General features: G+C 38.9%; 19 protein-coding genes. 12 read left to right on the top strand and 7 right to left on the bottom strand.

Translation table 11 applies throughout. The features are described 5' to 3' along the window. Positions 1-33 precede the first annotated feature (33 nt). The 10 genes from D0T49_RS02500 (at position 34) to D0T49_RS02455 (ending at position 13,354) form a co-directional block, all read left to right on the top strand. Complete coding sequence (locus D0T49_RS02500; RefSeq protein WP_163629013.1) at positions 34-1,044, top strand: acyltransferase; 1,011 nt, start codon at positions 34-36, stop codon at positions 1,042-1,044. A gap of 116 nt (positions 1,045-1,160) precedes the next feature. Beyond that, positions 1,161-2,315: a DNA polymerase III subunit gene (locus tag D0T49_RS02495; RefSeq protein ID WP_163629012.1), complete on the top strand. Its 1,155-nt coding sequence runs from the start codon at positions 1,161-1,163 to the stop codon at positions 2,313-2,315. A gap of 125 nt (positions 2,316-2,440) precedes the next feature. Next, positions 2,441-3,619, top strand: coding sequence for a regulatory iron-sulfur-containing complex subunit RicT (locus D0T49_RS02490; protein WP_163629011.1), 1,179 nt, complete (start codon positions 2,441-2,443; stop codon positions 3,617-3,619). Beyond that, a complete protein-coding gene (locus D0T49_RS02485; protein WP_163629010.1) occupies positions 3,616-4,086 on the top strand; it encodes a gliding motility lipoprotein GldH in 471 nt (156 codons plus the stop codon). The genes D0T49_RS02490 and D0T49_RS02485 overlap by 4 nt, the downstream gene beginning before the upstream one ends. A gap of 29 nt (positions 4,087-4,115) precedes the next feature. Beyond that, the gene (trmB, locus tag D0T49_RS02480) at positions 4,116-4,865 is read left to right on the top strand and encodes a tRNA (guanosine(46)-N7)-methyltransferase TrmB (protein ID WP_163629009.1); all 750 of its coding nucleotides are present in this window, start codon (positions 4,116-4,118) and stop codon (positions 4,863-4,865) included. Between the two features lie 36 nt (positions 4,866-4,901). After that, positions 4,902-5,960, top strand: coding sequence for a P-loop NTPase (locus tag D0T49_RS02475; RefSeq protein ID WP_370519575.1), 1,059 nt, complete (start codon positions 4,902-4,904; stop codon positions 5,958-5,960). A gap of 610 nt (positions 5,961-6,570) precedes the next feature. Next, complete coding sequence (locus D0T49_RS02470) at positions 6,571-7,719, top strand: OmpA family protein (protein ID WP_239056990.1); 1,149 nt, start codon at positions 6,571-6,573, stop codon at positions 7,717-7,719. A gap of 76 nt (positions 7,720-7,795) precedes the next feature. Beyond that, positions 7,796-8,146: a dihydroneopterin aldolase gene (gene folB, locus D0T49_RS02465; protein ID WP_163629006.1), complete on the top strand. Its 351-nt coding sequence runs from the start codon at positions 7,796-7,798 to the stop codon at positions 8,144-8,146. Between the two features lie 400 nt (positions 8,147-8,546). Next, positions 8,547-11,747 carry a SusC/RagA family TonB-linked outer membrane protein gene (locus D0T49_RS02460; protein WP_163629005.1) on the top strand — a complete coding sequence of 1,067 codons (3,201 nt, stop codon included), beginning with the start codon at positions 8,547-8,549 and terminating at the stop codon, positions 11,745-11,747. A gap of 20 nt (positions 11,748-11,767) precedes the next feature. Then, positions 11,768-13,354, top strand: a complete 1,587-nt coding sequence (locus tag D0T49_RS02455; protein WP_163629004.1) for a SusD/RagB family nutrient-binding outer membrane lipoprotein — start codon at positions 11,768-11,770, stop codon at positions 13,352-13,354. A gap of 269 nt (positions 13,355-13,623) precedes the next feature. Here the strand turns inward: D0T49_RS02455 and D0T49_RS02450 are convergent, their stop codons facing one another. From D0T49_RS02450 to D0T49_RS02420, 7 genes are all read right to left on the bottom strand, one after another. After that, positions 13,624-14,529: an ATP-binding cassette domain-containing protein gene (locus D0T49_RS02450; protein ID WP_163629003.1), complete on the bottom strand. Its 906-nt coding sequence runs from the start codon at positions 14,527-14,529 to the stop codon at positions 13,624-13,626. 38 nt (positions 14,530-14,567) lie between these two features. Continuing rightward, entirely contained in the window at positions 14,568-15,266 is a 699-nt protein-coding gene (gene pssA, locus D0T49_RS02445; protein ID WP_370519574.1) for a CDP-diacylglycerol--serine O-phosphatidyltransferase, read from the bottom strand. After that, positions 15,263-15,715 (bottom strand): D-aminoacyl-tRNA deacylase, encoded by a 453-nt coding sequence (dtd, locus tag D0T49_RS02440; RefSeq protein WP_163629001.1) that lies wholly within the window; start codon positions 15,713-15,715, stop codon positions 15,263-15,265. Before dtd ends, pssA begins: the two co-directional genes overlap by 4 nt. A gap of 524 nt (positions 15,716-16,239) precedes the next feature. Continuing rightward, positions 16,240-16,734 (bottom strand): dihydrofolate reductase, encoded by a 495-nt coding sequence (locus D0T49_RS02435; RefSeq protein ID WP_163629000.1) that lies wholly within the window; start codon positions 16,732-16,734, stop codon positions 16,240-16,242. 60 nt (positions 16,735-16,794) lie between these two features. Beyond that, positions 16,795-17,670 carry a carbon-nitrogen hydrolase gene (locus D0T49_RS02430; protein WP_163628999.1) on the bottom strand — a complete coding sequence of 292 codons (876 nt, stop codon included), beginning with the start codon at positions 17,668-17,670 and terminating at the stop codon, positions 16,795-16,797. Positions 17,671-17,719: 49 nt separating this feature from the next. Further along, complete coding sequence (locus D0T49_RS02425) at positions 17,720-18,091, bottom strand: GxxExxY protein (protein WP_163628998.1); 372 nt, start codon at positions 18,089-18,091, stop codon at positions 17,720-17,722. Between the two features lie 45 nt (positions 18,092-18,136). Continuing rightward, positions 18,137-19,150, bottom strand: coding sequence for an agmatine deiminase family protein (locus D0T49_RS02420; protein WP_163629069.1), 1,014 nt, complete (start codon positions 19,148-19,150; stop codon positions 18,137-18,139). A gap of 227 nt (positions 19,151-19,377) precedes the next feature. Between D0T49_RS02420 and D0T49_RS02415 the strand changes: the two genes are divergently transcribed. Further along, positions 19,378-20,208 carry an ATP-binding cassette domain-containing protein gene (locus D0T49_RS02415; RefSeq protein WP_163628997.1) on the top strand — a complete coding sequence of 277 codons (831 nt, stop codon included), beginning with the start codon at positions 19,378-19,380 and terminating at the stop codon, positions 20,206-20,208. Between the two features lie 145 nt (positions 20,209-20,353). Further along, a complete protein-coding gene (locus D0T49_RS02410) occupies positions 20,354-21,196 on the top strand; it encodes a hypothetical protein (RefSeq protein WP_163628996.1) in 843 nt (280 codons plus the stop codon). Position 21,197: the final 1 nt, after the last annotated feature.

The raw sequence follows: 21,197 nt of genomic DNA, 5'->3' as shown, positions 1-21,197 counted from the left end.
AAACATAAAAACAAGAAATAAGAACCTGATAAAATGAGACAAAACAACTTTGATTTTTTAAGAATATTTTTCGCATTCATCGTTGTTATTGGTCATATTATAGTTATTTCCGACCTTGAGGTTTTTCAGAAATATACACCTTATTTTAATACTTATGTATCAATAACAGGCTTTTTTTGTATCAGTGGTTTTTTAATCGCAGGAAGCTACATACGGAGTAAGTCTTTTAAAGATTACCTGAAAAAACGGGCAGCAAGAATACTCCCCCCTTACATTTTGATTATATTATTATGCGCTTTCGGATTTTCGCTAATCAGCGAGTACTCTTTTGTCGATTATTTTACAAGCACGCAATTTTATCGTTATCTGGCAGCCAACCTCAGCTTTCTCAATTTTCTTCAACCCTGCTTGCCGGGTGTCTTTACCGGCGAATCGTCAACCTACTGTTTTGTCAACGGCTCATTGTGGACGATAAAAATCGAAGTCGCATTCTATCTTTCAATACCCGTCATACTATATTTCGCAAAAAGAATTAAAAAAAAATACATACTATTCGCTACGCTGTATATTGTTTCTGTTGCTTACAGGCTCTACCTATCCCATCTCGGCCACTCAACAGGCAATCACTCTTATGTGATACTTGCACGCCAGCTACCGGGCTTTATATCTTATTTTTCGTGTGGTATCGCATTCTATTATTATTTCGATTATTTCATAAAACATAAATTTCATTTTTTATCCATAGGCATAATACTATATATATTCGAAATGTTTATGGACATAGAAATACTCACCCCATTTGCACTTTCATGTATTATATTTTCATTTGCATACAGTTTCAAAAAACTGAATAATTTTGGTAAATATGGCGACATTTCATACGGAATATACATATACCATTACCCAATAATCCAATTAGCAATTAATTTTGGATATTTCGAACGATACAACCCATACATAGTAGCTCTGATAGTTGTCTTGGTCGTAATATCAACCGGATTCCTTTCATGGCACCTGCTCGAAAAAAGATTTCTCAAAAGATAAAACTCTTTTGCAAAAACACGCCATAAAAACAGCCCGCACATAAATCAAATTTTTTATGTAAATTTGCGTGTTTTATATTATCGTTTTTTTTTCGGACGAAAAGTTATTCCAAACAAATGTTGTTTTCACAAGTTATAGGTCAAGCAAGTATTAAGCAAAGGTTTATCCGCTCGGTTAAAGAAGAACGGATACCCCACGCTCAACTTCTGTTTGGAACCGAAGGAGTAGGTAAGCTACCTTTGGCAATAGCCTATGCGCAATATATCTGTTGCGAAAACCGAAAAGAAAACGACTCATGCGGCGTATGTCCTTCATGCGTAAAGTTCAACAAATTGGTTCATCCCGACCTGCACTTTGTATTTCCGATAATAAAGCCTGCCGGGAAAACCTCTGTTGTCTGCGACGATTTCATAGCCGATTTCCGCGATATAGTACTGGAGAAAACTTATTTTAGCGTTGACGACTGGTATTCCAAAATTTCAGGAACCACCAAGCAGGGAATGATTTATACAAACGAGAGTGAAGAGATTGTACGCAAACTGAGCATGAAAACGTACGAAGCCGAATATAAGATAATGATAATCTGGCTTCCCGAAAAAATGCATACAACCGCGGCAAACAAACTCCTAAAAATACTTGAAGAGCCGTATGAAAAAACATTATTTCTGTTGGTTTCCAATGCTCCGGACGAAATAATTACCACCATATTATCGCGTACGCAGCAGATAAATATCCCTAAGCTGACCGACGAGGAAATCATTCAGGCACTTTTAACAAAGAACTCCGACATAAAAGAGGAAGATGCTTACAACGCTGCCCGTACGGCAAACGGCAGTTACTTGCAGGCAAGCAACATATTGGAAGATGATAACGAGAATAAGTTAAATTTTGAACGCTTCGTTTCCATCATGCGTTTATCATGGCAGGTAGGCAACAGGAAAGACCACGCCTCGCTCAAAACGCTAAAAAAGTGGGCCGACGACATGTCGGCCGCTTCGGTAGGCCGCGAGCGTCAGAAAAAATTTCTTGCTTACGCCCAGCGAATGATTCGTGAGAACTTTATTTTGAACCTCCATCAGCCGGAATTGAATTATTTAACCTCGTACGAGGATAATTTCTCTCAAAAGTTTTCCCCATTCATTAACGAACGGAACGTGGAAGACCTTGTAAGCGAGTTTGCATTAGCCGAAAGGCAAATAGAACAGAATGTAAACGCAAAAATGATATTTTTCGACTTGGTTCTGAAAATCATCATGTTATTAAAACGTTAGTAAAAAGAACAAGCCGCCATTTATTATAAATGGCTACAATATATATTCATTCAAAAAAATGGTTATAGCCTTCCGAAAAGAAAGCGCCTTTTTTTCTGAATAGCTCACAAAAAATAAAATAACTTATGGATTACAAACTTGATATAGGCGGTTACGGGATGAACAAAAAAGGCTGCAAAAATGCCAGCAGCAAAAAACTCAGTGTGTACGACTGGATGTGCGACCTGCCCGAAACCGAAAAAGATACTGATTTTGTTGAAGTACAATTTAAAAACACAAGAAAAGGCTACTTCCTGAACAGTAATAAAATTCCGCTCGAAAAAGGAGATATGGTTGCTGTAGAAGCATCTCCCGGACACGATATAGGAGAAGTTACACTCATAGGCAGACTGGTATTGGCACAGATGAAGAAGTGTAAGTTTAATCCTGAAAAAATGGAAATCAAGCGTGTTTACCGCAAGGCCAAAGATAGTGATATGGAAAAATATCACGAAGCCAAAGCCAAGGAGCAAAACACGATGATTAAATCGCGCCAGATTGCCGAAGATCTGAAACTCGACATGAAGATAGGAGACGTTGAGTATCAGGGCGATGGCAACAAAGCTATCTTTTACTATATTGCCAACGAGCGGGTCGATTTCCGCCAACTCATCAAAGTATTTGCCGAAACTTTCCGCATACGTATCGAGATGAAACAAATCGGGGCAAGACAGGAAGCCGGACGTATAGGCGGCATCGGACCCTGCGGACGCGAGTTATGCTGCTCCAAATGGATGAAAAACTTTTGCTCGGTATCGACCAGCGCAGCCCGTTATCAGGACATATCGCTAAACCCTCAGAAGTTGGCAGGGCAATGTGCAAAACTAAAATGCTGCATGAATTTCGAATTGGATGTATACGTGGATGCAACAAAGGATTTGCCATCGAAAGAAATTCAACTCGAAACATTGGATAGTGTTTATTTTCATTTCAAAACCGACGTATTCAAAGCATTAATTACCTATTCAACCTCGCCTACCTTTGGAGCCAATCTTATTACCATTTCGGCCGAAAGAGCTAAGGAAATTATAGCAATGAACAAAAAGGGACGTAAGCCGGAATCGCTGACCGACCCCAAAGAGGAAAAAGCATCTAAGGCAACTCCTGTTGATTACGAAAACGTAGTGGGACAAGACAGCCTGACCCGATTTGACAATGACAAGAAAAAAAGAAACAAGCCGAGAAACAAGAGGAACAACCGGAACCAAAGAAACCCGAAGAACCCTAATAATCCTAATAACGGCAATAACGCTCCAAAACAATGAAAAAACTCTTATTCATAACATTGCTGGCAGTAGCTCTCTTTTCCTCGTGCAAGAATAACAACGTTTATTTGAGCTATCACGCCGTGAACCCCAATGGATGGAACAAGGATAGTATATATACGTTTGAGTTTGACATTGTCGATACCATCGCTTCATACAATATATATATAAATGTGCGCAACACGCCCGATTATCCTTACCAGAATCTTTGGCTGTTCCTCTCAGAAACACAGCCTGATGATGCGATGAGTAATGATACTATCGAATTTTACTTAGCCGACCATCGCGGAAAATGGCTTGGAACAGGAGCCGGTTCGACTAAAGAAATGCCTGTAATATATAAAGAAAGCATCTATTTTCAGAAATCAGGGAAATACACCTTCGACATAACACACGGCATGCGAACGGAAGATTTAAAGGGAATCACGGATATTGGTATACGTGTAGAAAAACTTGATGAAAAATAACATTTGAACAACAAGAGTTACTCTATTTTATGGGAAAAAACAAACTGGCTAAATTTGCCGATTTAGAAACATATCCACACGTTTTTCAGATTCCATCAACCGCTCTACAAAGCGGTTCTTCTTTTGAGCTAAAGGGGAAATGGAACGAGTTTTTCAAAAACGACAACCCCATCGTACTCGAATTAGGATGCGGTAAAGGTGAATATACTGTAGGATTGGCAAGGCTATTTCCTGATAAAAATTTCATTGGGATAGATATAAAGGGAGCACGGATATGGACAGGTGCAAAAGAATCATTTGAAAGCGGAATGAAAAACGCAGCTTTTGTCCGTACAAACATAGAAATGATTAATCATTTTTTCGCCGAGAATGAGGTCAGCGAAATATGGCTTACATTTCCCGACCCACAGATGAAAAAGACCACCAAGCGCCTGACCGCAACAAATTTCATGAAGCTGTACCAACAAATTCTGAAAGACAAAGGTATCATACATTTAAAGACTGACAGCAACTTTATGTTTACTTATACGTCTGAAATGGTAAAAGCTAATAATTATCCGGTAGCATTTTCTACAACCGATTTATATCACTCCGGCTTGGTCGACCCTATATTAAGCATCCAAACTTTTTACGAGCAACAGTGGATTAGCCGGGGGATTGATATCAAATACATACAGTTCGTTTTAGAAAAACGTGAACATTTTATTGAACCTGACGTTGAAATCGAGAAAGACTCTTACCGCAGTTTCGGTAGAAATCAACGGACAAATCCTCAATAGCACATTAAATAATACAGAAAAGACGGAATTATGGAAATTCAACTATACCCAAAACTAATTCTCGACGCACTCACACACGTCCGTTATCCCGGTACAGGACAGGATATAGTGTCGGCCAATATGGTAGAAGATGACATACGGATAGATAAAAACAAGGTGTCTTTCTCTATCGTTTTCGATAAAAAAAATGACCCTTTTGCCAAATCGGTAGTAAAAGCCGCTGAACAGGCTATATTGACTTATATTGACGAATCCGTTGACATCAAAGGCAATATACAAATAAAATATAAGGAACAAGCTCCTGCCGAAGAACCTAAAGCCCTTCCGCTGGTGAAAAATATTATCGCTGTTTTTTCGGGCAAAGGTGGTGTAGGAAAATCAACCGTTTCGGCAAATCTGGCTGTTGCATTAGCTAAGTTAGGGTATAAGACAGGACTTCTTGACGCCGACATACACGGACCCTCAATCCCTAAAATGTTTGGATTGGAAGATGCACAACCCATTGGAGAGGATATAGACGGGAAACAATATATAATGCCGATAGAAAAATTCGGTGTGAAAATTCTGTCTATAGGTTTCTTTGTCGACCCCGACAACGCATTAATATGGCGGGGAGGCATGGCGAGCAACGCCTTAAAACAACTAATAAAAGATGCTTATTGGGGAGAACAGGATTATTTTATTATCGATTTGCCACCCGGAACCAGCGATATTCATTTAACCTTGGTACAAACACTGGGAATAACAGGTACTATCATTGTAACAACCCCGCAGGATGTGGCACTGGCCGATGCACGCAAAGGCATAAACATGTTTTCCAATGATAAAATTAACGTCCCCATACTTGGATTAGTCGAAAACATGGCATGGTTTACCCCTGCCGAACTTCCTGATAATAAGTATTATATATTTGGAAAAGAGGGAGGAAAACGTTTAGCTGAAGAAATGAACATTCCATTTTTAGGAGAAATTCCTTTGGTACAAGGTATCCGCGAAGGAGGTGACTCAGGAACCCCTGTTTCAGCTAAAAATAACAGCATCACCAGTTTGGCATTTGAGGATTTGGCAAAAAAAATTGCAGGAAAAACCGAATAGAAACAAAAAAAACAAGTTAAAATAAACATACTCGAAAAAAGTTTCATTATTTTTGCCCAATCGTAAAACTATTTTACATTTAAGTTGTTTAATAGTATATGAGAAAAAAAGATTGCAAAACAAACTGCTTATCGCCTGCTTTTTCATTATTAAAGCGTACTAATGGTTTATTAATCATTTAACTATAAAAAAGTTGCTTATTTATTGATTTTATTTGTATTATTTGGGGATTAATAATATATTTGCAACCAAATTAAGAATAAAAGGTAGTGTTATGCTCTTAAAACAAAGGTGTTTAAAAGCAATTTTCACAGTTATCAAACCACTCGCTTTAAGTTAATTAGGAATTGAATGTTGTTTTAAATAATAAAAATTTAAGAAATTGTTTTATTTACTCAGAAATTATAATAGTATGAAAAGAGTTTTAGGGTTATTTTGTGTATTTCTGTTATCTTTTAACGTTCTGGTAACTTCTCAAACAAAAGAAGAAAAAGAACAAGCTAGAGAACAGGCTAAAGAGCAAGCAATTGCTTATCGTCAATTTAAGAAAGAAAATTTTTCACATTGGACATTGACCCTCGAAGGTGGCTTGAACACATTCATTGGTGATATGAAAGTTGATTTAGGAAAATCATTCAAAAATCCGCTTGACCATTTAACTGTAGGAGGTACATTGGGGTACACTATCAATCCATCATACAGCATTGGATTAGGATACTTCTACAATACAACAGGAAATGAAGATGCAGCAGGTTCTTTTACCTCACGCATTCATCACATCTATCCTTATGTAGGTATCAACGTTTTAAATTATGCTTACGAAGAATCAAGCCGCTGGGCACTGTGGTTAAACGTCGGAGCAGGTCTTGCACGCTATACTTCAAGCCTTGAGTATGCAGACGGATCGACAGATGGCGAAGAAGCTAAAAACACAGGAGTTATTCCATTGGGAGTTCATTTAGAATTCTATTTGGCAAGAAACCTTGCATTAGGTCTAAGAGTTCAGCACAACATATACACTAATGATAACATTGAAGGTGGTGTAAAAAAATTAGAAACAGCAGGTGTTAAAAACTACACATATGCAGGTGTTTCTAACGACCAGTTGAGCAACTTGAACTTAAGTTTGCGTTGGAACTTCACAGGCAAAGATAAATATCATTCACGTCGTGTAAACTGGGATGTATATGCTCCGGAAAATTCTGTCGCTAACATTCAAGATCAAATAAGCGACTTAAACAACAGAATGAATGGCGTAGAACAACGTGTAGATACTATTGCCGATAGATTAGCATATGTTGAAAGCTTGTTTGACGAAGGTCCTGACACTGACGGTGATGGAGTTCCAGATAGCAGAGACTTAGAACCAGATACTCAGGGTAACACAGTATTGGTTGACTTCTGGGGAAGAACAATCAAAACAGGTTCTGACATTGCAAGCATCAGTTCTATCTACTTCGACTTCGACAAGTCTACTTTAAACAAAGAAGCTATGGCTATCATTGCAAACACAGCTGCTAAAATGAAAGAAGACACATCAATCTTGTTGGAAGTAAGAGGTTATACCGACCCGGTAGGTGCAGATCCTTACAATCAAAAGTTAAGCCAACGTCGTGCAGACATAATCAAGAACGAACTGGTTAAAACTTGGGGAATTGATGAAAGCCGCATATTGGCAAACGGTAAAGGTAAACTCCTTGCTCCAAACAAAGACTATTACTCTACAAGCCGTCGTTGCGACTTAATGTTCAGCAAATAAGAAAAAAACACCATAAAGATTTAAGCCTTTCTATAGCAATATAGAAAGGCTTATTTTTATATCATAAAAATCCGACATGAGTATTATAACGTTAGAGAATATGGAATTTCATGCCTACCACGGTTGTCTGGAGCATGAAAAACAATTGGGAAACACTTATTATGTAACCGTCGACTTCGAACTTGACACAAATAAAGCAGGAAAGACAGATGCACTAGAGGACACACTGAACTATCAGAGTGTATACGACATTGTGAAAAAAGAAATGGAAATTCCCTCCAATCTGATTGAACATGTCGCACAACGAATCATCGACTCATTATCCGAGCTGTTTCCGCAGGTAAGTTCATTTAAAGTGAGATTATCCAAAATGAATCCCCCATTAGGAGGAAAAGTAGAAAAAGTATCTATCGAAGTAAAATCATAACAGCATTAAAGCGATTGAGTATTTAAAATCAGAACAGATTTTCACAAAAAAGCTTCAGACAACTAAAAAACAGTCTACAAAAGCACAATAAAAAACCAAGTTATCTTAGCACACAAGGAACACTTACAACATACTCCTACCACATAACATTCAGCTTTATCATTATAGAAGCCGACTTGAAATTTGCACCCTCATACTTACAAAAAGTAATATTTTACAACACAGAAACATAAAATAGTCATATTTTACAGCTACAAAACATAAATTTCAACTTGTTTATTACAAATAATTTATATATTTGCAAATTCTAATATTTGTGAATAAAAATAAAGTAAACAAAAAATCATTTTTTTTGTTTATTATACTATTAGTTATTAGTAATAAACAAAGTGTAAAATTTATGAGAAGACTAACGTTGTTATTAGCCTGCTTTTTCTTAGTAGGCATTGGATTGAGTTATGCTCAGTCACGTTCGATTTCCGGAAAAATTCTTTCTGCGGAAAATGAAGAACCGATTATCGGTGCTACAATCTTGCTAAAAGGCACCAGCACTGGTACTATTACCGATGTAGATGGAGAATTTAGCATTACAGTGCCAAATACATCAAGCGTTTTGGTTGTTTCATTCATCGGTATGAAGCAAGTAGAAGTACCAGCATCAAACAACATGGTTGTAAAATTGGAGAATGATGCAAAAGTGTTGGACGAAGTTGTTGTAACCGCATTGGGTATTTCAAAGGAGAAAAAAGCATTGGGTTATGCCGTACAGGAAGTAAATTCGGAACAACTAAATCAAGCGGGAAACACCAATCTGTCGAGCGCCTTACAAGGAAAAGTATCGGGTGTTGAAATCATTCCATCATCAGGGATGCCCGGTGCCTCTTCTAAAATAACCATTCGTGGTTCGCGCTCATTTACAGGCGACAATACTCCCCTATATATTGTGGACGGAATGCCTATTAATTCCACTGCAGATATCTCAACATTGAACTCTGTAACAGGTACTGACTATTCAACAAGAGCTTTAGACATCGACCCGAGCGACATTGAAAGCATCAACATATTGAAAGGTCAAGCAGCTTCGGCACTTTACGGTATGCGTGCTTCAAACGGTGTAGTAGTTATAACTACAAAAAGTGGGAAAGGTGCTAGAAAAGATAAAGCTACAGTTACCATTAATTCAAATGTTTCATTTGATGTAATCTCCACCTTGCCTAAATTTCAAACCGAATTTGCTCAAGGTTCGAGAGACAAAAATGGTAAGTTAGTTTACGACCCTAACTCGTCACTCAGCTGGGGGCCAAAAATATCTGAACTACCTAATGACCCTAATTATGGCGGAAACACAGTGAATGATTATACCAATGAGTATGGTATGAAGGAGGGTTATTATTATGTACCTAAACGTGCTGCTGCAGGTCTGGATGGTTGGGCACTCCCTCAGTCATACAATAATGCTAAAGATTTTTTCCAAACCGGTATCACATGGAGCAATTCGGTGAATGTAGCAAAAGGACTTGAAAAAGGTAGTTTCTCCTTAAGTTTGGGAAGCACTAACACCGAAGGTATCATTCCAAACACGGGAATGAACAGATATAATGCTAAGTTTACTACAGAACTACAATTATCTAAGCATTTTAGCACCGGAGTAACAGGTAACTTTGTATCAACAAACATTTCGAAACAAACAGGCGCAAACGACGGTATAGTTGCAACAGTTTACGGTGCACCAGCAAGTTACGACATGGCAGGTATCCCGGCACATATTGAGGGCGACCCATACAGGCAAAATAATTTCAGAGGAGGTGCTTTTGACGCGGCCTACTGGGCTATTGAAAACAACAAATTCACAGAACAAACTCAACGCTTCTTTGGAAATGCTTTCTTAAACTATGCCACTACATTCAGCAATAACAGCAAACTGAATCTGAAATATCAACTCGGAACAGACTCTTATAGCACAGATTATCGCGACATGTTTGGATATGGACACTCAGGTGGACAAGGAGAAGTAGAACACTATGTTGTAACCAGAAGCGAGTTGAACTCACTATTTGTAGCAACATACAACTGGATAATCAATGATGACCTTGTTCTTGACCTGCTTTATGGTAACGAACTTATACAAAGTAAAAGACTATATACACAAGCATCCGGACGAAATTTCATGTTCTCCGGCTGGAATCATATGTCCAACGCGCTTGTATATGTAGGAGACGAAGCTACAAGAAATAAACGAACTTTCGGAAACTTCGGAAATATTTCTTTGGCATACAAAAACATGCTGTATCTAAACGCCACTGTACGTAATGACCTTGTTTCTAATATGCCACGCAACAACCGCTCTTTTACCTACCCTTCTGTTTCGCTGGGATGGATTTTCACCGAACTTGACGCATTAAGCAACAATGTACTCACTTTTGGTAAATTACGGGCATCATATGCACAAGTAGGACAGGCCGGAGATTATTATGAAAGTTATTACACTACACCTATATATAGTGGAGGTTTCTCTTCAGGCTATCCGCTTACCTATCCTTTTGGAAACGTAAAGGCATTTACACCATATCCATATTTATATGACCCTAACCTGAAACCACAGAACACCACTTCGTACGAAATCGGAGCCGATTTAACTTTCTGGAATGGGCTGATGTATTTAAACTATACTTTCTCACGCCAAAATGCTAAAGACCAGATTTTTGATATTCCATTAGCCGGTTCTACCGGTTACGAATACCTTGTGACAAACGGAGGTTCAATCCATACCAATGCTCACGAAGTTACTTTAGGTTTTAATCCTATAAACAATAAAAATTTCAAATGGGATTTCGCATTCAATTTCACAAAAATTGATAACTATGTGGACGAGCTGGCTCCCGGGGTAGAGAGTATTTTCTTAGGAGGTTTTGTTGAACCGCAGGTACGTGCCGGAATTGGCTATAAATTTCCTGTTATATACGGAATTAGCTATTTACGCAACGACGAGGGACAAATTATTGTCGATGATGATGGTTTGCCAATGCCGGGAAAAGAAGAAGTACTGGGAGATGTTTCTCCTGATTTCCGCTTAGGTTTCAACACTTCATTCGAAATATACAAATTCAAACTATCTGCAGTCTTCGATTGGAAACAAGGTGGTGTTATATATGCAGCAACTCCCGGATTGTTGGATTATTACGGAGTGAGCCAAAAAACTGCTGATTTCAGAAAGATGGAAAGCTTCTTATTCGAACAAGACGCCGTGAAAATTGTAGGAACTGACGGCGACGGTAATACAACTTATGCTCCTAACGACATCTACATAAGTGGAGATGATGCTTCTGCTTATTTTTCACGACTGAATGACATATCAGAATCAATGGTTGTTGAAAATTCATTTATCAAACTGAGAGAAATTGCTTTAAGCTATCCGGTATGGGACAAGAGTAATTTATCAATTAACCTGAGTGCATTTGCTAGAAATCTGATTTTATGGTCTACTTTAGAGGGATTAGACCCTGAAGTATCTCAAGGAAATACAAACATGTCCGGAGCTTTCGAGCGTTTCTCTTTACCGGGCACTGCAAGTTTTGGTTTTGGTATAAGTGTTAAATTTTAATTAAAAAAAGAGAAATATATATGAAAACAATATTAGATATAACGAAGAAAATATTTGGGTTATTAGTATTTTCCTCTCTCCTATTTTCTTGTTCGGAGGATGCTCTTGATAAAGTAAATCAAGATAACGACCACACAAAAGACGTGGAAGCAAAATATATTCTTGCCGACGTAATTACCGCTACCGCATTTCGTAATATAGGTGGCGACCTTAGCACTTATGCTTCGGTATACATTGAGCACGAAGTTGGTATTCACAACCAACTATACAGAGCTGAGATGAGAAGTACAGAACCATCCGCAGCTACTACATTCAATAATGTATGGCTTAGCTTATACGATGCATTAAAAAACACTAAAATAATCATTGAAAAATGTAGCGAAGGCGGAAGTCAAGAAGGCAACCAAATAACCAAAGGTATAGCTGAAGTACTTGCTGCTTATAATTCGGCATTAATCGCAGATATGTTTGGAGATGCTCCTTGGAGTGAAGCCGGTGTTAGAGACGAACATGGCAGACCTTTGTATATGACTCCTAAAATTGACAAACAAGAGGATATTTATAAAGGAGTAATTAATTATCTGGATGCCGCAATCGCAGACCTACAAGGTTCGGACGAACACTTAACAGGAAGCGTAGGAAGCTATGATTTGCTGTATAACGGCGACGCTAATAAATGGCTAAAACTTGCTTACGGCCTGAAAGCCCGTTATACCATGCGATTATTAGCCAAAACATCTGACATGAATACTGAATTGGATAATGTATTATCTTATTTAAATAATTCTTTTACATCGGTAAGCGATCAAGCGGCTTTCAATGTATATGATGCTACAAACCTGAATCCATTATTCGACTTCCAATGGAGCCGGGACGGACTGGCAGCAAGTGAAAGTATGTCGGACAAACTGATTGAAAGAAATGACCCACGTTTACGCCGTGTTTTTGTAGATGCAGGTTGGTCGCAAGTAGAAGGAGCGGATGCTGAAAATTTCGGAATGGCATCGAACGGAGCTGTTCAAGAAATTCAATATTATTATAACACCTCAACATTCGTTTATTCTCAAATAGCTTCAACCCTGTTCTTAAGCTATCATGAAGTATTGTTTCTGAAAGCCGAAGCTCATGCAAGAAAAGGCGAACTTACCGATGCTGAAAATGCACTTGAAAAAGCCATTGCTGCTGCAATAGCAAATACAGAAGAAAGTGTAAAGGCTGCAATGAATGCTCCTGCAATTCTTACTTATGGAGGTTTGGAAGAAACTACAACTGCAATAACTCCTGCTGAAGCCGCTACTTACTTTACAACAAGCGTAAAACCATTGTTCGATGCCAATCCTCTTAAAGAAGTTATGATTCAGAAATACATAGCATTCTTTGGAGCATCGGGCGAAGCCACAGAGTGCTACAACGATGTTCGCCGCTTACAAGCAATGGGCGATGACTTTATCACATTGGCAAATCCTAAAAATGCAGAAGGAAAGTTCCCACTCCGTTGTCCATACGGAAATTCGGATACAACAGCCAATCCTAATGTTCAAGAGGCTTACGGAAACGGACAGTACATTTATACAGAACCGGTTTGGTGGGCTGGTGGAACACGTTAATTCATCCGCAGATATATGAAAAAAAATAACAGGTAAAACTGCGAGGGCACTGGTTATCCAGAACTCAGGTTAAAACTACCAATGGCATTGAAGGTTATTTCAGTCATTTGAAAAATCATTTGGATTTACACAGAGGATTAACGCAAAAGAATAGGATAAACTTCATTAAATGGTACATTTATTTTTCTAACGAAAAATAGGCTTTTAAGCCACAAAAAGACAGAACAAACTAACAAAAAGGCTATCCTACTTTTAGGATAGCCTTTTTGTTAGTTTGTCAGTTGTCTGAAAATATCTTCTATAGTTTTCTCTTGTGGCTTTATCATTAAAAGTTTATTATTGTTACCCACCGCAAAGTCAAACACCTCACTCCTGATGTCTTTGTCCGCAACCAGCAAAAAGTGCCTATTGCTTAATGCTGTAGCAGCAAGCATATTCGGTAGTTTCCGGATTTCCTCCATATCAGCACTTTCAAGAAATTCTACTTCAAACCGGAAACAACCTTTTTCTATGGCGTTTATCTCTGATAAGTCAGGGTAATCAGCTACAATCTCCCCTTTGCTTATTATAACCACACGGTTGCATATTGCCTTTATCTCCTGCATAATATGCGTACTAAGCAATACCGTACGCTCTCTGCCTACTTCACGAATAAGGTCACGTATTTCAACCAGTTGGTTAGGGTCGAGCCCGGTAGTAGGCTCATCAAGTATCAAGACTTTTGGGTCGGGCATTAACGCTTGTGCCAGCCCTACCCGCTGACGATAACCCTTTGACAGCTGCCCTATTTTTTTACCACATTCGGCAGTGAGTCCTACCATCCCAATCAATTTCTCTACACGTTGTTTTTTTTCTTTACCCAACTTATAAGCATCTGCAACAAAAAGCAGGTATTCCTTCACATACATATCCGTATAGAGGGGATTCTGCTCCGGCAGATAACCTATCAATGCACTTGTTTTAAGCGTATGCTCTTTTACTTCCAAGCCACAAACCTTCACCGCCCCTTCATCGTAAGGCACCGCCCCTGTCAATATCTTCATAGTAGTGGTTTTCCCTGCCCCATTAGGACCAAGAAATCCAACAACTTCCCCCTCGCCAATACTCACGTTTACATCTCGGAGTACCGGTTGGTTTCCGTAACTTTTCGAAAGATTTGTTATTTCTATTGACATGCGTTATATGGACGTAAAAGCCCCAAAAAGCAAATATTTTACTTCGTAGGTGCTTTCTTAGGGTAAATTATATATATCAGTACAGAGTAGAAAATATACCATGCAATAATAGGCGCAAAAGCATTATCCCACAAAGAAACAAGCAAGGCTACGCAGCCCAAGATAAAAATATATTGCGTTTTGTACTTCTTCCATGAGAAGCCGCTCATTTTGAGCGAGAACATCGGTATCTCGCTAACAAGCAGCGCACAGAACAATAATATCAAGGCACACAATACCCAAGGCTGAAAAACAAAGAAATCGTAAAAAGTATATATTGCCCCGCCCCAGAAAATGGCATTTGCCGGAACCGGCAAACCAAGAAATGAAGTAGTTTGACGCTCGTCAACATTAAACTTAGCCAATCTCAATGCTGAAAATACCGGAATCAGGAATGCGGCAAAAGGAAGGATATAATGCAACTCTGTTTGCTGTAACACAGAAAAAGCCATAGCCCCCGGTGCAAGCCCGAAACTTACAACATCGGCCAATGAATCCAGCTCCTTACCAATGGCTGAATATGCTTTCAGCAGACGTGCCGCAAAACCGTCAAGAAAATCGAAAACTGCTGCAAGCAGAATGAAAAAAAACGCCCAGCCATAATTGCCCTGAAAACCCAGATATACAGCAATACAGCCCACAAAAAGATTTAACGATGTGATAAAATTAGGAATGTGTTTCATAACCTTCTTTTTTATTCTTTGTTTTTACTATCAATCCAAATTGTAACCGGGCCATCGTTGACTAACGACACCTGCATATCTGCTCCAAAAACACCTGTCTGAACCCTTTTGTTCAACTTCAGACTCAATTCGTCGCAAAATTTATCGTACATCGGAATTGCAAAATCCGGCTTCGAAGCCTTGATATAGGACGGGCGATTGCCCTTTTTGGTAGAAGCGTGGAGAGTAAACTGGCTTACCACAAGAACGTCTCCCTCTACGTCAAGTATAGAACGGTTCATCACACCGCCCTCGTCATCAAAAATCCGTAGATTCACTATTTTACCCGTGAGCCAGTCAATATCATCATCGGTATCGGCATCTTCTACGCCCACCAGAATCAACAGCCCGGTTCCTACCTCTCCTTTCACTACCCCTTCGACCGTTACACTCGATTTACTTACCCGCTGAATTAATGTACGCATATGTTTTCGACTAATAAACAGGACAAAAATACAAATAAATATCGGAGCTTTATTTTCAAGAGTATAAAGTTGGGGAAATTTTCACAGAAAATAAGACAAACTTACATTAAAGTAGGGCTTCGAAATTATATTTTCAGAGGCTCAAGATTAGTTAAGTAAAATTACATGAATAAGGCGTTTTTTCCAAGCGCATGAAGATAAAAATCAAGACCACATGAACTTTAGCAGCTTACCGTACGGTGCTTTAAGCACAAATTGTTACCTTTCTTTTTTTTGTTTAACCGGTTCATCGAACCATTAATTCCGGTAAATTTTATGGAAAATTTACCTACGGCTTCATTCTGATTACACAATGGACACCCTTGCCTTCGGCTGGACATTTCCCGCTATCAGGGCATGTTAGGGACTTACACCCGGTAGAGTAAATACATGTTGGGCGAACAAGAAAAAGCCTTTTGAATTTTTATTCAAAAGGCTCATTTATAAGAGTTTTATAATACTATAAGCTTTATTTTTTAACGCTACTATATCCGTCTGTATTCTACAAAAGAATAATCATAGGGATTTTTTTCGTCTGCTTTGTGGTCTTCTCTCGACACTTCTTTCCATACATCGAAATCTATTTCAGGGAAATAGGCGTCTGCCTGAAAATCGGCACGCACCCATGTCACATACATATAGTCGGCTGTATCCATACACTGCTTATAGATAGAGCTACCGCCTATAACAAAAATCTCAGATTCGTTTTCGGCAAGCTCAAAAGCATCTTCAAGAGAGTCTGCTTCAAAATAACCTTCGGCCACTCCTTCGGATACAACCGTGCTTAAAACTATATTCTTCCTGTTGGGAAGCGGGCCATTAGGCAGGCTTTCAAAAGTGCGCCGCCCCATCACAATGGTATGTCCCGTAGTCAAATTTTTAAAATGTTTCAAATCTGCCGGCAAATGCCATAACAATTTGTTGTCTTTTCCAATTGCATAATTATCTGCAACCGCTACAATGATAGATATTTTCGGCATAATTGTTTTATTTTTTATTTCGGACGAACTACAAATTTACAATAATTTTATGTAAACACACTATTTTCTCCAACGTTTTGTCAAATCTCCGAAAGCATCAATCCTCCTGTCGCGGAAAAACGGCCACATCCTCCGTACTTCCTCCGTTCTTTTCAAATCAACATCTATTATTACATTTTCTTCTTTATCATTAGCGGCTTCTATCAGTATTTCACCTTGAGGACCTGCCACAAAACTATTACCCCAAAACTCAATACCGTTGGTCACACCCGAAGGGTCTTGCTCATACCCCACCCTGTTGCACGACAACACATGTAAGCCATTAGCCACCGCATGTGCCCGTTGCGAAATAATCCATGCATCCAGCTGGCGTTGTTTCTCCTCATCGGCATCAGTACTTTCCCAGCCTATGGCCGTGGGGTATATAAGCACATCGGCTCCGGCCAACGCCATGAGCCGTGCAGCCTCAGGGTACCACTGATCCCAACAAACCAAGACACCCAATTTGCCTACAGAGGTTTCAACCGGCTCGAATCCTAAATCGCCGGGGGTGAAATAAAACTTTTCGTAATAAGCCGGATCGTCAGGAATGTGCATTTTACGGTATTTGCCTGCAATTGTCCCATCCTTTTCTATTACCACAGCGGTATTGTGGTATAGTCCCGCCGCCCTTTTCTCGAACAAAGAAAGAACCAGAACCACCTCCAGTTCCTTAGCTATTTTGCCAAAAGCATCGGTAGAGGGGCCGGGAATGGTTTCTGCCTGATCAAACACATCGGGATTCTCTGTCTGACAGAAATAAAGCCCATTGTGCAACTCCTGTAGAACAATTAATTCTGCCCCCTGCATAGCACAAGAACGGATATTGTTTTCAAGTTTCTGAATATTACTTTTTATATCCGCCGTATTCGACTGTTGTATTAATGCTACTTTCATATTGTTTGTTACACAGAGTAACACTGAGAATACACAGAGTTACCCGAGATTAAAATTTATATCTTTTTATTCCGTTTTTCAATAATGCTACATTAAAATTTATCAGTAAACCTATCGGCTTATTTGCAATTTTCATATATGTCAAGATTTGTGCTTCATGAACAGACGTAAAATTTTCAACAGATTTTAATTCAATAATGACACTATCTTCTACCAATATATCAATCCTATAACCACACTCAAGTTTAATTTCCTTATATACAACAGGTAGTGGAACCTGACGGACAACATTCAATCCTGTTTTGTTCAATTCATACACCAAACATTCTTCGTATGTAGACTCCAATAAGCCCGGACCTAAATTGCGATGTACTTCAATAGCACACCCGATAATTATTTCTGTAATCTTATTATAATCCATATCTCTGTGTTCCTCCGTGTTATTCTCTGCTCAACTCTGTGTAATTTACGGATACTGCATAGTAACGCAATGCAATGAACCATGCTGTTTTATCAGAGGAAGGCAGTTTACACCTACTATCTCCCTGTCGGGAAACGCCTTTTGCAGTTGTTCCCTGGCTATTTCATCTTTCTCGGAATTATAAAAAGGAAGCAATACAGCCCCGTTCATAATAAGAAAGTTTGCATAAGTAGCAGGCAATCGCTCACCGTCTTCATCATATACGACATCAGCCATGGGTAGTGGTAAAAGATTATAGGGCTTTCCATCTGACATCCGGAAAGCTTTCAATTCACCCTCCATTTTTTTCAACTCCTCATAATGCTCATCATCTTCGTCAGTACATTGTACATACGCTATAATATCAGGCGTACAAAAGCGGGCTAAAGTATCTACATGGCTATCGGTATCATCGCCTGCCAAATAGCCGTGATGCAGCCAAAGAATCCGTTCTGCTCCCAACCTTTCTTTCAGGATAAGCTTTATTTCTTCTTTCGACCTGTTGTTACGATTATCGGACAGCAAACATTCGGCCGTAGTAAGCAAAGTACCTTCACCGTCCGATTCGACACTCCCGCCTTCAAGCACAAAATCGAGGCAGTTTTCATAGCTCGCCTCACCAAAAATGCTTTCTTCGAGCAATTGACGGGTAAGCATATTGTCGAAATTGGCTGCAAACTTCATGCCCCAACCATTAAACGTAAAGTCTAAAACCGTTCTCTTTCCATGCTTAAAAACAGTGATTCCACCATGGTCGCGCGCCCATGTATCATTGCTTGGCAACTCTACGTACTTTATGCGTGATTGGTTTATCTCCTTCAACAACTCCCGCGTCCTCTTTTCCGAACGGCAAACTATCAACAAATCCTCCCGTTCAGATACTTGGCGGGCTATATCCGTAAAACAAGTATTTACCTCATCGAGCATATATGCCCAATCAGTATCTTCGTGAGGCCACGTTAATTGCACAAAGCGTTGTTCAGCCCATTCGGGAGGGAGTATTACCGACATGTTATTCATATTCATTTTTTACATCTGATGTAAGGCACAAAAATACTAAACTTATTTTGAAACGTAAACCCAACATTTAGCATATACCTTTTTCACTTGTAAAATAGTTTTTTTATTTTTTTCTGTATTTGTTTGGATATATAAAATCTATTCATATATTTGCGGTATACTATTATACTATTACACCATTAACACAAAAAACTACTATCAATAAATTATTTAAACCTTATTTAAACATGATTACAGTAGATAACATTAGCTTTAAGTACAAAAAGAAAGAGGTATTCAAAAACTTCTCCTTAAGCATAGAACAGGGAAAAGTTTGCGGCCTTTTGGGTAAAAACGGAGCGGGCAAGTCTACCTTGCTCTATCTGATGACAGGCTTGCTGCAACCTCGCAGCGGACTGATACAATATAATGGTGAAAATGTATCGAAGCGCTTGCCCTCCACCCTCAGCGATATATTCATTGTACCCGAAGAATTTTCGCTGCCCAATATTTCACTGAAAAAGTACATTGCGCTAAACCAGCCTTTTTATCCGAAATTCAGCAAAGAACAATTACATGACAACCTGAACCATTTTGAACTGGATGGGGATATTAATCTGGGTGCGCTTTCGATGGGACAAAAAAAGAAGGTATTCATGAGCTTTGCTTTGGCTACCAACACTTCATTGTTAATCATGGACGAGCCCACCAACGGGTTGGATATACCGGGCAAAAGCCAGTTCAAAAAGTTCATTGCCTCCAACATGACCGACGAGCGCACTATCATCATCTCGACACATCAGGTACAGGATGTTGAGAAACTGATAGAACAGGTTATTATCTTGGAAGACAACAAGGTATTGCTCAACGCTTCGGCTACCGAAATAGGCGAAAGGCTTTATTTTGTAAACGGAGGCAATAATATCAATCTGGAAGAGGCTATTTATATTTCGCCTTCGATTCAGGGTTATAATGCGCTATTGCCAAACAAAGAAAACGCCGAAAGTATTTTGAATCTGGAGACACTCTTCAACGGCGTACTAAGTAATCCGGACAAAATCAATATTTTATTTAGTTAGTTACGAATTACTGAGGTAAAAGGTAAAAGTTTAAAGGCAAAAGTACTTTCTCCTTAAATTCTTGTTTACTCGTCTGCTAAAATACGACATTATTTTTTTATCAAATACTTAAATAAAACCTTATTGAACACAAAAACAAGACATTATGAATAATATATTTAGTATAAAACGTTTTTGGTTTGTTACCAAAAAAAACTTTTTGGAAAACTGGAAACAATATTCGGTACAAGCACTAACCATGTTTGGAATTATGTTTGTCATCTTCCTTTCCATCTCTTTCGACCATTACAAAGACCTCGAACAGGGTTACGCCCATGATACGGAGATACTGCTATTAGCGTGGTCTTCTATTTTGTTTCTCATTTTTGGCATCTTTACTGCCTCCACTTTTATGGAACCAATGAGAAACAAGACAAAACGTATCGCATACCTGATTAACCCTTCGTCCAATCTCGAAAAATTCCTTTCACGCTGGCTCATCGTATCTGTAGGATATGTAATTATGTTTTTTGTATGCTTATGGCTCGCCGATATGCTGCGGGTGGCTATACTTTCCATACGGTTCCCGCAGTTCGACATACCTATGTTGGATTTCGGCAGAATGATGCCTACAGAGGGTAAAAACAATATCTCATTTGTCTTTTTCAGCAGGAGTTTCTTCTCTATGTGGGTAGGTGTATACACGTTAACCCAGTCATTATTTATCCTTGGCGCTACATTTTGGGAAAAGGCGACATTTGTAAAAACATTCTCAGCGGGCATTATCATTTGGGGAGCACTCATCATGCTTTGCAGATGGACAATTATGGCTTTTTACAACGGTGATTTTTCACAATTCGGAAATGTTTTAGACTCATTTTCGATGAATAGGATAGAAGAAAGTACCGGCTTTACAATAATTACCTGTATACTCTTGTTTTTTACCTTGGCAAACTGGACTATCTCATTTTTCAGATTCAGGGAATCGGAAATAATTAAACGCTTATAAC

Source organism: Paludibacter sp. 221 (genome assembly GCF_010501035.1).
GTDB lineage: Bacteria > Bacteroidota > Bacteroidia > Bacteroidales > Paludibacteraceae > QVMH01.
The sequence above is the reverse complement of the archived record's forward strand: the minus strand, read 5'-3'. Positions and strand labels throughout refer to the sequence as shown.

Excerpts from the sequence above, each read along its gene's own strand:
- D0T49_RS02500 (WP_163629013.1), top strand. The coding sequence starts at position 34 with ATGAGACAAAACAACTTTGATTTTTTAAGAATATTTTTCGCATTCATC.
- D0T49_RS02495 (WP_163629012.1), top strand. The coding sequence starts at position 1,161 with ATGTTGTTTTCACAAGTTATAGGTCAAGCAAGTATTAAGCAAAGGTTT.
- D0T49_RS02490 (WP_163629011.1), top strand. The coding sequence starts at position 2,441 with ATGGATTACAAACTTGATATAGGCGGTTACGGGATGAACAAAAAAGGC.
- D0T49_RS02485 (WP_163629010.1), top strand. The coding sequence starts at position 3,616 with ATGAAAAAACTCTTATTCATAACATTGCTGGCAGTAGCTCTCTTTTCC.
- trmB (WP_163629009.1), top strand. The coding sequence starts at position 4,116 with ATGGGAAAAAACAAACTGGCTAAATTTGCCGATTTAGAAACATATCCA.
- D0T49_RS02470 (WP_239056990.1), top strand. The coding sequence starts at position 6,571 with ATGAAAGTTGATTTAGGAAAATCATTCAAAAATCCGCTTGACCATTTA.
- folB (WP_163629006.1), top strand. The coding sequence starts at position 7,796 with ATGAGTATTATAACGTTAGAGAATATGGAATTTCATGCCTACCACGGT.
- D0T49_RS02460 (WP_163629005.1), top strand. The coding sequence starts at position 8,547 with ATGAGAAGACTAACGTTGTTATTAGCCTGCTTTTTCTTAGTAGGCATT.
- D0T49_RS02455 (WP_163629004.1), top strand. The coding sequence starts at position 11,768 with ATGAAAACAATATTAGATATAACGAAGAAAATATTTGGGTTATTAGTA.
- D0T49_RS02450 (WP_163629003.1), bottom strand. The coding sequence starts at position 14,529 with ATGTCAATAGAAATAACAAATCTTTCGAAAAGTTACGGAAACCAACCG.
- dtd (WP_163629001.1), bottom strand. The coding sequence starts at position 15,715 with ATGCGTACATTAATTCAGCGGGTAAGTAAATCGAGTGTAACGGTCGAA.
- D0T49_RS02435 (WP_163629000.1), bottom strand. The coding sequence starts at position 16,734 with ATGCCGAAAATATCTATCATTGTAGCGGTTGCAGATAATTATGCAATT.
- D0T49_RS02430 (WP_163628999.1), bottom strand. The coding sequence starts at position 17,670 with ATGAAAGTAGCATTAATACAACAGTCGAATACGGCGGATATAAAAAGT.
- D0T49_RS02425 (WP_163628998.1), bottom strand. The coding sequence starts at position 18,091 with ATGGATTATAATAAGATTACAGAAATAATTATCGGGTGTGCTATTGAA.
- D0T49_RS02420 (WP_163629069.1), bottom strand. The coding sequence starts at position 19,150 with ATGAATAACATGTCGGTAATACTCCCTCCCGAATGGGCTGAACAACGC.
- D0T49_RS02415 (WP_163628997.1), top strand. The coding sequence starts at position 19,378 with ATGATTACAGTAGATAACATTAGCTTTAAGTACAAAAAGAAAGAGGTA.
- D0T49_RS02410 (WP_163628996.1), top strand. The coding sequence starts at position 20,354 with ATGAATAATATATTTAGTATAAAACGTTTTTGGTTTGTTACCAAAAAA.